Origin of the sequence: Streptomyces sp. MCA2, from assembly GCF_023544705.1 — a bacterium.
GTDB lineage: Bacteria > Actinomycetota > Actinomycetes > Streptomycetales > Streptomycetaceae > Streptomyces > Streptomyces decoyicus.
In genome coordinates, this window is sequence record NZ_JAMJFM010000006.1 from 215,375 (window position 1) to 228,048 (window position 12,674).

Sequence of the window (12,674 nt, forward strand, 5' to 3'; positions counted from 1 at the left end):
TGCCGCTGCGCTCCCGGGTTCCCGGTCAGGCGCTACGCGATCCGGTTCCGGCCGCTCCGCAGTGTCTGGCGGCCGGGGAACTGCGTATCGGTGATCCTGGTCGCCCGGCCGATCGACGTAGCGACCTGCGCGCGCGAACCGACCTTGAGCTTCTTGAAGATCCGGCCGAGGTGGGTCTCCACCGTCTTGTGGCTGAGTTCGAGCGCGCGGGCGATTTGCTGATTGGTGTAGCCGTCGCTGACCAGCACCGAGATCTCCCGCTCCCGGCCACTCAGCCGGGCCAGTCTGGCGTCGGCCGACTGACCGCCCCCGTTCGCGGCCTGGCTGACCGTGTGTTCCAGATAGCCGTGTGCCCCGCACTCGTCCAGCAGCAGCCGTGCTTCGTTGAACTGGCTGCGAGCCACCGCGGAGTCGACGACGTTCCAGGCCGCCGCAGCCGCCAGGTGTGCGCGGGCCACGTCGAGAGTCCGCCCCGCTCTGGTCAGTGTCACGACCGCGCTGGAGGCGAAGGCGGCCGCCTTGAGCGGATCGGCGCTGCGGTGGTGGTGCGCGCGGGCCAGGAGCGCCAGTCCCGTGGCACCCGGCAGTTGCAGTCGGCCGGCGGCCTCTTCCGCCGCCGTCGCCCACCGCCCCGCCTCGGCGTCCGACCCACTGCGCTCCGACTCCAGCCGGGCCAGGACCTCACCGACGGCCGGGACCAGCGCGACGATCGGGAACGTGGCGGCGCGCCGCACGATCCCCATGGACAGGAGCCCCTTGCACAGTTCCTGGTCATGGGTGTCGAACGTCGTCTCGAGCAGCGACAGCCGCACCCGGTCCGCCCAGGGTTCCCGCCACGCCTCCGCCTGCTCCGCGGCCCTGCGTGCCGTGTCCCACGCAGTCGCCTGGTCACCGCTGACCCACGTCGCCCGGGCGAGCCCGGCACCGGCCTCGGCCAGGAGGCAGGCACCCCCGATCCGGTCGGCGGCGCGTATCGCCTGACGTCCCGACTCGACCGCGAGGTCGATGCGCCCCTGACGCAGGCAGACCTCGGCGAGCCCGGTGGCGAACTGCGGGACCAGATACTCGAGTTCATGCGCCACCGCGATGCCGAGGCCCCGCTCGAAGTGGCGTGCGGCCTCGGCCTCCTGCTCCAGCCGGGCCTGGGCCCTGGCCAGCCAGTACAGAGCGTCGAGCCGTCCGAGGAGGGTGCTGTCGTCCAGGCCGTCGAGCAGGCCGGCCACCTCACGGAGCCGGACGGCGGCCTGCCCGGTGCGGCCCGAGTCCGCTTCCTGGGCACCGAGCAGCGCCCAGGTGTACGCGCGGGCCAACGGGTCGTGCTGAGCGGCGGCCCACCGCACGGCGGTCGACAGCTCGTCGTCGGGCAGGCTGCCCCGCTCCAGCACGGTCGCGAGCCGTGCCAACTCCACCAGCGCGAGGGCCTCGGGTTCGGCGGCCACCTCGGCCCGTACCGTCGTGAGCAGCGACTCGGCGAGGGAGTGCCTGCCCAGCAAGCGCTGGGCCCAGGCCCGCCACTCGGCCGCCTCCGCACGGACGAGGAGCGGTACATCGGCGCCGGGCCGGGAGGTCCGGTCGAGGATGTCGAGGGCCTCCCTCGGCCGTCCCGCGACGACCAGGGCTTTACCCGTGCGGACACGCTGCTCGTAGATCCTGGTCTCGTCGCCGGGGGAGTGGCCGGCTTCGTTCGGCAGCAGTCTCGACCGGACCCGGTCGGCCGCCGGGGTCCGGGACGGCATGGGTTCGAGCGCCGGATAGGTACTCGGCACGGGCATGCGCATGAGCTGGGTCGCGGCGGAATGAGCGGCCAGCCGCCATTCTTCACCGGTGGTGCGGTACACCGTTTCCCGCAGGATGGGATGGCGGAAGCAGTAGGTGTCCGCTGTCCGGCAAAGCCGGATGATGTCCTCGCGCAGGAGTTCTGTCACGGCCCCCACGAGGCGCTCCGTGGGCAGTGCGGCCACGGACTGCATCTCCGGGAGGGTGAATGTGTCGCCCAGAATGGCGGCGGACTGCGCGGCGAGCCAGCCGTCATCGGATACGGCGCGGAATTCGTCCAGGAAGCGGGCGAACGGTGCGAGCGTCAAGTCGCCGGATTCGGTGCCCTCGCAGTTTTCCGGGGAATCCGACAGGGCCAGTAAGAGTCCTGGATTTCCGCCCGCGCGGCTGATGAGGTTCTTGCGTGACGGCCGGACCATGCGCTTCGGTAAGAGGGCGGCGAGCTCCTGCTCGGGCAGGGGGCCGAGCGCGATCCGGTACGATCCGGAAAGGGACGCCAGGAGCCCGCGTAGATGAAGCGGCGACTGCCGGTTCCGGTGGGTGACCGCGATCAACAGCCGGGCACCGGGCGGCCTGCGGACGAGGCTCTCCAGCAGTTCCAGTGAGGCCGGGTCCGCCCAGTGGACGTTGTCCAGTGCCAGCACCAGGCCCTGTGACCCGGCCAGTTCGCGCAGGACCTGACGCAGCGCCGATCCCACCGTGCCCGCCGGGACCGGCACGGAACCGCTCTGGGCCTTCCGGTCGAGGGCGGGGAACACCAGGCCGAGGGCACGCTGGTAGGCGACCGGTACGGACCGGAACACCTCGTCGGCCCGTTCGGACAGCACCTCTTCGAAGGCATCGGCGAAGAGTTGGTAGGGCGACGCGCCCGCAGGGGGGCCCGCCGCGGCGTGGGCGACGGCCCAGCCCCGTTGTCGCGCCGCCCCGAGAATCTGCTGGAGCAACCGGGTCTTGCCGATCCAGGGCTCGCCTTGAATCTCCACGGTGGCCGGCCGGGAATGCTTCGGATCGAGCAGGCATATCACCTCCTCCACCGTCAGCCTGGCTTTTTCGGCTGATGTGTACTGTGGAGATGATCTGCTATACACCATGAACGGCGGTCTCCCTCTGAGGCGCCGTTTCCGTCGTACTCAGAGCAGCTTTGTCGGCCGCCATCGTGCGACGCAGGCTCAAGGGCCGCATGTCGGTCCAGTGCGTCTCTATGTATGCCAAGCACTGCTCTTTGGGGGCCGGCTCCTGCACGGCTCGCCAGCCGGACGGGAGTGTCTTTCCCTCGGGCCAGATGGAGTACTGCTCTTCGGCATTGACCACCACGAGATGGCGCTCTGACCTGTCGGTAGACATACTTCTCCCTACATAGAGCTTTGTGTAACTGCAAGTAAGGGGCGCTCAGTCATTCGTACGGCGAACTCAATCTAACCGAGGCCGCGCCAACTTGGAAGTGCATATTTACGGGTCAGGATCGCGATCATTTCAGCATCGTGTTCGCGGCAGCCGGGCCACCGGAACTCCTGCTTTCACGGCAACAACTTGAAATGGCCCGCCAGTTGAACTGGCAAGCCAGGCGAAAGGCCGAGGTGCACGCCCTCTTAGATCAATCTGACCTGGACAGGAAGCTCCGCATGGGGTTGAACATAGCAATACGATGCGCGCGCAGTGGAAACAAGCGTGGCATTGTGCGTTTCGGCGAGCAGGCGGGCATGACAGGCGGCCAGAACCTCTGACCCGTCCAAGTGCCTGTCCACGCAGTTCGCATAGTGACGGCCGGCGGATATCGAATCGGATAAGCTCGGGTGGACCACTTCCACACCCGCACGGGAGTGCAGGCTTTGCAGCGCGGAACCCGAGCTGGGCCGGTGGTCCTGTGAACAGTCGCTGTCCCAGCACGTCCTCATGCCGCAGGCCACGGCGAATGCGACGGCAGGCGTCTCGACGCGAAGATCCCCATTGCGGACTGATTCCATGAGCGACTGGGCGGCTTCCGTATGCCCCAGGGCCAGCCTGTAGAGGGCGAAGGAGTCAACTACGACAAGATCGCCAATGTCTCCGCACGGCACATTCTTGACTGCCACTAACGCCTCCGCACTAGGTGAGCGCATGGGTTGAGCTGCCTTTTCGGATAGGGCTGTTGTGTAGCGCCCTAGTAAAATCTTCCAACACCGTCGGCGCATGGTTAATGATAAAGAGGTGTCCGCCCGTAAGGCCTCTGCCCCATACTTGAAACCGTCGCCATCCCACCGTGATCCGAAGCATCTCGATGGAAAGCTATCGGGGTATCAGGAATCGGAGGAGGGCATCCTTTATGGGAAGTCTTTGAGGTATCCGTGAGACCCCGGATCCCCGCCAGGCACATCAAGAACGCTTTGTGCCATTTCGTATCCCCGTACCCCCATGCCCCCCGCGCCCCCGCGACAATCCAGTGCGTCATCGCAATTTCAGGATGAACGCAACCGCAATCTTAAGCAGGGCCACCATACGAGGAGTAATCGAACGCGTCAAGGAGTAGCGACCGCCCTTGTTGGCGTAAGTCACTTGGCATTCCCGACGGGGTTGGGCCGGGCGGCGCCTCGATGCGCCGTATGCCGAGATTGTCAATCTATGGAGCAAGTCGACGAGAATGTGAATGTGGTCCAGGTCACATTCGCGCTCTTCGGCGGTCACTCCGCGATTTTTGTCGATTGAATAAGCGCGCTGGGGTCCGATCAGGCCCTTGCTCACTCACCTCTTCGCGCGGCCAGGCGCGGGCTGAGGGCTGATACCGGGTGACTGGCCGCCCCAAGTGGGGTGTCCCGCCCGCTGGTCACGGATGGGGCGACCTTGATGAGGCCGGTGTGATCACGGCGTCAGAGCCGTCGGAGCCTGCGGGGGTCTCATGCCGTGACGGTGTTCCGTGCGGTCCGCATCGACCAGGCGGCGTTGCGTGGCTGAGAGCCTGGCGACCGTCGTGGGAGTCCAGCCGACGGCAGCCCTGCCGCCGGCGCTGCCCCGGGTGAACTCGCCCTGGAGCAGCGCCGGTCGGCGGCGTCGTCGCGCACGCGGGTGCGGGCTAGTACGAGTAGAACCCCGACCCGGACTTCCGCCCCAGCCGGCCCGCGTCGACCATCCGGGCGAGCAGCGGGGGAGCGGCGTACAGCGGCTCCTTGTACTCGTGGTACATCGACTCGGCGACCGAGGCGACGGTGTCCAGGCCGATCAGGTCGGTCAGCTTGAGCGGGCCCATCGGGTGGGCGCAGCCCATCTCCATGCCGTTGTCGATGTCCTCGCGGCTGGCGATGCCCGACTCGAACATCCGGATCGCGGAGAGCAGATACGGGATGAGCAGGGCGTTGACGACGAAGCCCGAGCGGTCCTGGGCGCGGATCGCATGCTTCTCCAGCACGTCCTGCACCAGGGCCTCGGCCCGCTTGATGGTCTCCTCGCCGGTGGTCAGCGCGGGGATCAGCTCGACGAGCTTCTGCACCGGTGCCGGGTTGAAGAAGTGGATCCCGATGACCTGGTCCGGCCGGGAGGTGGCGACCGCCAGCTTCACCAGCGGGATCGACGAGGTGTTGGACGCCAAGATGGCGTCCGGCCGGGTGATCACCTGGTCGAGGACCTGGAAGATCTCGGTCTTGACCTGCTCGTTCTCCACGACGGCCTCGATGACGAGATCGCGGTCGGCGAACTCTCCGAGGTCGGTGGTGAAGCTGAGCCGGTCGAGCGTCGCGTCGCGCTCCTCGGCGGTGATCTTGCCGCGCTCGGCGGCCTTGCCGAGAGAGTTGGTCAAACGGGTGCGACCCAGCTCCAGAGCTTCGCCGGTGGTCTCGGCGACCATGACGTCCAGTCCGGCGCGGGCGCACACCTCGGCGATGCCTGCGCCCATCTGGCCGCAACCGACCACTCCGACGCGTTCGATGTCGGTCACATCGTGCCTTTCGCTGATCTTCAGGACCGGCGGTATGCCGTAAGGGTCCGGCGCCCGCCTCGGCCCCGACGTTACTCCGCGGGGTGCTGTGCTAAGCGTGGCGGGGCGGGCATTCTGAGCCCTCAGGACGGGACGAACCGGACAACCTGGGGACTTTTGATGAGACGTATCACACGCAGGGGTTTTGCCGTCGCCGCGATGGGGGCGGCGTCTTCGCTGCTCACCGCGGGGGCGGCGGCCGCGGACGGGGTGGCGCGGCGCGAGATGCGGGGCATGTGGCTGGCGACCGTCGCCAACCTGGACTGGCCCTCCAGCGCGAAGCTCCCGCCCGCCGAGCAACAGCGCGAACTGCGCGCCCACTTCGACCGGGCCGTCGCCCGCAAGCTCAATGCGGTGTTCTTCCAGGTGCGGCCCACCGCCGATGCCCTGTGGCCCTCCCCGTTCGAGCCGTGGGCGCAGTACCTGACCGGGCAGCAGGGCCGCGACCCGGGCTGGGATCCGCTCGACTTCGCGGTCCGCGAGGCCCACCGGCGCAACCTCGAACTGCACGCCTGGTTCAATCCGTACCGGGTCGCCAACCACACCGACCCCGGACGGCTCACGCCGGACCACCCCGCCCGCCGGAACCCGGGCTGGGTCCTCCCGTACGGCGGCAAGCTCTACTACAACCCCGGGCTGCCGGAGGTCCGGAGCTTCGTCCAGGACGCGATGCTCGACGCGGTGCAGCGCTACCCCGTCGACGGTGTGCACTTCGACGACTACTTCTATCCGTATCCGGCCGCGGGGCAGCGCTTCGACGACGACGCGGCGTTCGAGCGGTACGGCAGCGGCTTCGAGAGCCGGGCCGCCTGGCGCCGGGACAACATCGACCGGCTGGTGTACGAGATGGCGCGCAAGCTCGAGGACGGGGGCCGGCGGGCCGGGCGCCGGGTGCGGTTCGGGGTCAGCCCCTTCGCGGTCTGGCGCAATCGCGGCACCGATCAGCAGGGCTCCCGTACCCAGGCCGGGGTCCAGACCTACGACGATCTGTACGCCGACACCCGTCGCTGGGTGCGCGAGGGGTGGATCGACTACATCGTGCCGCAGGTCTACTGGCCGCTCGGCTTCGCGGCCGCCGACTACGCCGAACTCGTGCCCTGGTGGGCGCGGACCGTCGACGGCACCGGAGTGGACCTCTACATCGGCGAGGCCCTCTACAAGGCGGGCAATACGGAGCCCGCCGCCTGGAAGGATCCGGCCGAGCTCTCCCGCCACCTCACCTTCGCCCGCGGCTATCCGCAGGTGGGCGGCCATGTCTACTTCTCGGCGAAGGAGGTGGCCAAGGACCGGGCGGGCGCCATGGCGCGGGTCGTGCGGGACCACTACTCGGGCGCGGCGCGCACCTAGGGGTCCGCACAGGCGCCGGAGGGGTCCACGCGGGCCGCGACGGCGGTCCGCCGGGGGAGTCCGTCACCGGCCGGGGTCGGTGTGTGCCGGCCGGTGGCGGTGTCTAAGACACGCCCTAGCGGCCGGGGTCGGCGTCGGTGGCCTTGCCGTGCCGGACGACGCAGTCGGGGCCGGGCGACACGATCGCCTCGTGCCCGTCCTCGCCGCGGACGCGGTAGGGCGGGTCGCCGTCCGTTCCCATGACTTCGACGATTTCGACGACCCGGTCGTGATGCCCGACGGTCCTGCCGTGCACCACCAGCCGGTCGCCCCTGTTTGCATGCATCAGGGTCCTCCCCGCCTCGGGGCGGCCGTACGACCGGCAGGCCGACCAGTGCGACGGCCGGCGGTTGAACGGCCAAGGGTTTCCACGGTTCACGGTCCTGGCGTGACCCGCGACGGCGGTACCTGCCGTCGCGGCAATTTTACGTCCGCGGGTCGTGACCGCACCCGGTACGTACGCATTCGTTCCGCTCCGGCGGCCGGGCCGTCATCCACGGGTCCGCTGGGTGACGGCGATGCACGCCAGGACGGCCAGTGCCGCCGCGGGGGCGGCCGGCGGCAGCTGTTCGCCGAGCAGCAGCACGGACCACACCAGCGTCAGCAGCGGCTGGGCGAGCTGCAACTGGCTCGCCTTGGAGATGCCGATCGCGGCCATGCCGCGGTACCAGGCGACCATCCCGAGGAACTGCGAGCCGAACGCCAGCCACAGCAGCCCGCTCACCGCATGCACCGTGAGCCGCAGCGGCTCCGTGGACAGCGCGAGAGCCGCGCCCGCCACCGTCACCGGAAGCGCCAGTACCAGCGCCCAGCCGATCACCTGCCAGCCCGGCATATGGCGGGCGAGGCGGCCGCCCTCGGTGTAGCCGGCCGCGCACACCAGCAGGGCCGCGAACAGCAGCAGATCCCCGCGGCCCGGCGCCCCGCCGCTCTGCTGCACCGCAAAACCGATGACGACGACGGCGCCGACCAGGGAGGCGATCCAGAAGGTACGGGAGGGCCGGGCGCCGGTCCGTACGGCCGAGAAGGCGGCGGTGGTCAGCGGCAGCAGGCCGACGACGACGGCGGCATGCGAGGTGGTGGAGGTCTCCAGCGCGAGGGTCGTCAGGAGCGGGAAGCCGAGGACCACGCCGCCCGCGACCACGGCGATGCCCGCCCAGTGGCGCCGCTCCGGAGGACGTACCCGGAACACGGCCAGCGCGCCGCCGGCCAGCGCGGTGGCCAGCACGCTGCGCAGCATCACGACCGTCCACGGCCCCATGCCCTCCAGCGCCCAGGCGGTCGCGGGGAAGGTGAGCGAGAAGGTGGCGACGCCGAGTGCGGCGAGCAGGGCGCCACGGCTGACGAGGGCGCTGCGGGCGGGAGCGGCGGGCTCCGGGGCGCCCTCGACGGGGTTGCCCGGGGTGCCCTGGACAGGGGCGGCCGGGGCGCCGGGGGTGCTGACCGCTATCGCGACCGAGGCGGTAGCGCTATCGTTGTCTCTCATGCAAGAGCGTAGCAGTGGATCGGAACTGGCCGCAGTCCTCCGTACGGAGCTGAATCGCTACTCTCCAGGAGAGAAGCTGCCGTCGAGCCGTGTTCTCGTGGAGCGCCATCGGGTCAGTCCGGTGACCGTCTCCCGGGCGCTCGCGGAGCTGGCGGCGGAGGGCCTGGTCGTGACCCGGCCGGGCGCGGGGGCCTTCCGGGCCGAGCCGCGCAGTGAGACGCCCCGGCCGCTCGACACCTCCTGGCAGGAGATCGCGCTGAGCGCCGAGCCCGCCGGTGACCAGGTGCCGCGCAGCGTCGACGCCTCGGGAGTCCTCGCCACGCTCGCCACCCCCGCCCCCGGTGTCATCGAACTCATCGGCGGCTATCTGCACCCCGATCTCCAGCCCGAACGCGCCCTGGCCGCCGCACTGGCGCGGGCCGGACGGCGGCCCGGCGCCTGGGCACGGCCCATCGTCGGCGGCGTGCCGGAACTGCGGGCCTGGTTCGCACGGGAGATCGCCGGCCCCGGTGGCCCGCTCGCCGCCAGCGACGTCCTGATCACCGGGGGCGGCCAGAGCGCGCTGACCGCCGCGCTGCGCGCCCTCGCCGCCCCCGGCGCGCCGGTGCTCGTCGAGTCCCCGACCTACCCGGGCATGCTGGCGGTGGCCCGCGCCTCCGGGCTGCGGCCGGTCCCCGTACCGGTGGACGCGGACGGGGTCCGTACGGATCTGCTCGCCGATGCCTTCCGTGCCAGCGGCGCGCGGCTGTTCGTCTGCCAGCCGCTGTTCCAGAACCCGACCGGCGCGGTGCTGGCCGACGGGCGGCGGCGCGAGGTGCTGCGGGTGGCCCGCGCGGCCGGCGCCTTCGTGATCGAGGACGACTTCGCGCGGCTGCTGGCCCACGGCGACGCCCCCGCGCTGCCGCCGACCCTGATCGCGGACGACCGGGACGGCACGGTCGTCCATGTCCGCTCGCTCACCAAGGCCACCTCGCCCAACCTCCGGGTCGGCGCCCTGGCCGCCCACGGCCCGGTTCTCGACCGGCTGCGCGCCATCCAGGTCGTGGACAGCTTCTTCGTGCCGGGCCCGCTCCAGGAAGCCGCCCTGGAACTCGTCGGATCGCCCGCCTGGGCCCGCCATCTACGGCTGATCGCCGGTGAGCTGACCACCCGCCGGAACGCCCTGACCGCGGCCCTGCACCAGCACCTTCCCGCACTCGCCGAGCGGGACGGGGGGCACGGAGCGGCGTACGGCAACGCCCCCGCGCCGGGCGGCCTCTACGTCCCGCCGGGCGGCTACCACCTCTGGCTGCGGCTGCCGGACGGCACCGACGAGGCGGCGCTGACCGGTGCGGCGCTGCGGGCGGGCGTCGCGGTCGCGGCCGGCCGGCCGTACTTCGCCGCCGAGCCGCCGGCCGCGCACCTGCGGCTGAGCTTCGCGGCCGCCGCCGGCACGGCCGAGATCACCGAAGGTGTCCGCAGGCTCCGTGCGGCGTGCGAGGAGGTGGGGGTCGCGGTGGGCTGACGGGCCGGAGGCGGGGGTGCGCGGACCGATCCCCACGAGGCCGGCGGGGCGGCGGCACGGTCCACCCCGGCAATCGGTTCGACGCCGCCCCGGCCCTTCTGCGAACCTCCCGGCATGAACGATCACGCCCTCGACGGCTACGAGATCTCCACCGACCCGGCGCGCCTGGACGCCGACCGGGTCCACCACTGGCTGTCCACCGACTCCTACTGGGCCGTGGACCGGCCCCGGGAGCTCCAGGACCGCGCCGTCGCGGGCTCGCTCAACTTCGGCCTGTACGAGACCGGTTCCGGCCGTCAGGCCGGGTACGCCCGGGTGGTCACCGACCACGCCACCTTCGCCTGGCTCTGCGACGTCTACATCTGCCGCGACGACCGCGGCAGGGGCCTGGGCACCGCCCTGGTCGAGGCCATAGCCGACCATCTGACGCCCTGCGGTCTGAGCCGGCTCACGCTCGCCACCAAAGACGCCCACGGCGTGTACGAGAAGGTCGGCTTTCGCGCCCTGGTGTCCCCGGAACAGTGGATGACCCTCGGGCTGATCGACCCGGGGCCTGTCGAGATCTGATCAACCGGGTCCGCGGGGGCGGCGCGGCTCTTACCATCGGCGGATGAGCGTCCGACTCAAGCTGCTCGCCGCGGGCCGCTCCTCGCTGCTCGGAACGCGGTTCGGTGACGACCGGCCGCTCGACGCCGCAGGGTGGCGCGAGGCCGAGCGGGCCGCGCCCGTCCTGTGCCGGCTCGCCGCCGCCGAACTGCGCTACTGCTCACCGTCCGCCCGCTGCCGGGACACCGGCGAGGTCCTCGGGCTGCGCCCGCTCGCCCAACCGGCGCTGCGCGACTGCGACATGGGGCGCTGGACCGGCCGCACGCTGGGCGAGGTGGCCGCCGACGAACCGCGCGCGGTGGACACCTGGCTGGCCGACCCGCGGTCCGCACCGCACGGCGGGGAGTCACTGCTGGCGTTCATCAGCCGGGTCGGCCGCTGGCTGGACACCCGGCCGGTCGAGGACGCCGACGGGCTGCTCGCGGTCGCCGAGCCCGGTGTCGTCCGCGCCGCCCTGGTCTATGCGCTCCAGGCGCCGCCGCACTCGTACTGGCGGATAGACGTCCAGCCGCTGTCGGTGACCACCCTCACCGGCCGGTCGGGCAAGTGGGACCTCCAGCTGGCGGGGTGACGCGGTGCACGGGTGGTGCCGGGGCCTGTCGTAGGCGGGGACGGCCGGTCCGCTCGCCCCGGCGGCCAGGGTCTTCCCGGCGGCCGCGGTCATGAGGGAGGCCGTGCTGCCGCCGTCGCGGGGTGTGTGCCGGGGCCGGCGGGGGTGTGCACCACCCGGAAAGCCCATCCCGCCCGTTCCGCCGCCCGGGGCGTACGCACCCTTGTGACCTGCGGAGAGAGGCGACGGCGGAGGCCATCCGCGGCAGTTGGCCCCGGGCGCGGCGCACCATCGAGGTGCGCACCGCCGGGCCGGGCGCTTCTCTCGGGTTATGCACATACGCCACATTGCTCTGTACGCGCTGGCGGCCGGCGCCCTGGTGGTGCCCGTCATGCTGTTCGGCGAGGGCGAGGGGGCTGACGCCGCCACCGGGACCGGGACCGAGTCCGCTGCGGACACCGCGCAGACCGTGGTCGTTCAGCCCGACCCGGTGGCACCAGGCGCCGGGTTCTCCGTCTCCGACGGCGGCAGCTGCCAGGGGGACACCGCGGAGGCCACCTTCGACGACGCGGACATCCCCGCGATGCAGCTGTCCGCCCAGAGCGGCGAGATCAGTGGCACCGCGATCGTGCCGGAGGGCACCGCGCCCGGCTCCTACCAGGTCACCCTCACCTGCGGCGGCACCTCCGGAGCCCGGCAGAGCGCCCTGGACCCCGGCCGGGCGGGCGACGAGGAGCAGGGCGGGGCAAGCGGCAAGGCGGACGGCCACGGCCACGGACGTGGCGAAGAGCGCGGTGCGGAATCCGGTGACGGCCGGAAGACCCTCACCGGCACCATGATCGTCTCCGGTGGCGCCGACGAGGTCGTGCCCCAGGGCGGTGCGGACACCGGCGCCGGCGGGGCGGCCGGCACCGGCCGGACGGCCACCACCCTGACCGGTGTGCTGCTGCTGGCCGCGGCAGGCTGGGGAGCTCTCCGCCGCCGGCGCCCCCGCGACACCCGGAGCTGACGGCGGTGACCGCGCATCCGTCACTGCGCGCCCTGGTCATCGGCCTGGTCACGGCCCTCGCCACGGCGGGGGTGCTCGCGCTCGCCGCCGTCCATCTCCGCGCCCGCGAGGCCACCAGCGAGGTCGACGGCGGCACCCACACCGTGCCGCGCACCGAGATCGCCAGAACGCTCAGCGGCCAGCTGACCCTGCCTTTCCGCGGCGGGCCGGAGGCGGTGCGCTGCTCCGGCGACCTCCGGCCCGTGCCGTACGCGGAGGTGCGCTGCACCGCGCACTTCCCTCTCGGTCCGGACCGCCACCTGGCCGTCGAGGTCACCCACGTGCGCCACAACCAGGTCACCTACCGGCGCCACGCCCTGCCCCGCTGAGGCGCGGACCGCTACGGCGCGCCGGGCACGCCCGGCGTACTAGGGC

At 71.5% G+C, this 12,674-nt stretch carries 11 protein-coding genes; 6 read left to right on the forward strand and 5 right to left on the reverse strand.

What is annotated here, in order from left to right:
- Positions 1 to 32: 32 nt before the first annotated feature.
- The 3 genes from M8I34_RS07375 to M8I34_RS07385 form a co-directional block, all read right to left on the reverse strand.
- Positions 33 to 2,810: a LuxR family transcriptional regulator gene (locus M8I34_RS07375; RefSeq protein WP_250048466.1), complete on the reverse strand. Its 2,778-nt coding sequence runs from the start codon at positions 2,808 to 2,810 to the stop codon at positions 33 to 35.
- Between the two features lie 46 nt (positions 2,811 to 2,856).
- Entirely contained in the window at positions 2,857 to 3,120 is a 264-nt protein-coding gene (locus M8I34_RS07380) for an MbtH family NRPS accessory protein (protein WP_250048467.1), read from the reverse strand.
- Between the two features lie 1,702 nt (positions 3,121 to 4,822).
- Complete coding sequence (locus M8I34_RS07385; protein WP_244415890.1) at positions 4,823 to 5,680, reverse strand: 3-hydroxybutyryl-CoA dehydrogenase; 858 nt, start codon at positions 5,678 to 5,680, stop codon at positions 4,823 to 4,825.
- A gap of 159 nt (positions 5,681 to 5,839) precedes the next feature.
- On the opposite strand from M8I34_RS07385, the gene M8I34_RS07390 reads away from it, so the two are divergent.
- Positions 5,840 to 7,066 (forward strand): glycoside hydrolase family 10 protein, encoded by a 1,227-nt coding sequence (locus M8I34_RS07390; protein ID WP_250048468.1) that lies wholly within the window; start codon positions 5,840 to 5,842, stop codon positions 7,064 to 7,066.
- A 115-nt stretch (positions 7,067 to 7,181) separates the two neighbouring features.
- On the opposite strand, the gene M8I34_RS07395 is transcribed toward M8I34_RS07390, so the two are convergent.
- Both M8I34_RS07395 and M8I34_RS07400 read right to left on the reverse strand, forming a co-directional pair.
- The gene (locus M8I34_RS07395) at positions 7,182 to 7,391 is read right to left on the reverse strand and encodes a DUF1918 domain-containing protein (protein WP_244415892.1); all 210 of its coding nucleotides are present in this window, start codon (positions 7,389 to 7,391) and stop codon (positions 7,182 to 7,184) included.
- 204 nt (positions 7,392 to 7,595) lie between these two features.
- The gene (locus M8I34_RS07400; RefSeq protein WP_250048469.1) at positions 7,596 to 8,591 is read right to left on the reverse strand and encodes a DMT family transporter; all 996 of its coding nucleotides are present in this window, start codon (positions 8,589 to 8,591) and stop codon (positions 7,596 to 7,598) included.
- On the opposite strand from M8I34_RS07400, the gene M8I34_RS07405 reads away from it, so the two are divergent.
- From M8I34_RS07405 to M8I34_RS07425, 5 genes are all read left to right on the forward strand, one after another.
- Positions 8,590 to 10,095 carry a PLP-dependent aminotransferase family protein gene (locus tag M8I34_RS07405; RefSeq protein ID WP_250048470.1) on the forward strand — a complete coding sequence of 502 codons (1,506 nt, stop codon included), beginning with the start codon at positions 8,590 to 8,592 and terminating at the stop codon, positions 10,093 to 10,095. The two genes, M8I34_RS07400 and M8I34_RS07405, sit on opposite strands and share 2 nt — an antisense overlap.
- Positions 10,096 to 10,209: 114 nt before the next feature.
- Positions 10,210 to 10,662 carry a GNAT family N-acetyltransferase gene (locus M8I34_RS07410; RefSeq protein ID WP_244415895.1) on the forward strand — a complete coding sequence of 151 codons (453 nt, stop codon included), beginning with the start codon at positions 10,210 to 10,212 and terminating at the stop codon, positions 10,660 to 10,662.
- A gap of 43 nt (positions 10,663 to 10,705) precedes the next feature.
- Entirely contained in the window at positions 10,706 to 11,272 is a 567-nt protein-coding gene (locus M8I34_RS07415) for a histidine phosphatase family protein (protein WP_250048471.1), read from the forward strand.
- A 310-nt stretch (positions 11,273 to 11,582) separates the two neighbouring features.
- On the forward strand, positions 11,583 to 12,260 hold the full coding sequence (locus tag M8I34_RS07420) for a putative Ig domain-containing protein (RefSeq protein WP_250048472.1): 678 nt from the start codon (positions 11,583 to 11,585) through the stop codon (positions 12,258 to 12,260).
- A gap of 5 nt (positions 12,261 to 12,265) precedes the next feature.
- Positions 12,266 to 12,628, forward strand: coding sequence for a hypothetical protein (locus M8I34_RS07425; RefSeq protein ID WP_030987136.1), 363 nt, complete (start codon positions 12,266 to 12,268; stop codon positions 12,626 to 12,628).
- The last annotated feature ends 46 nt before the right edge of the window (positions 12,629 to 12,674 follow it).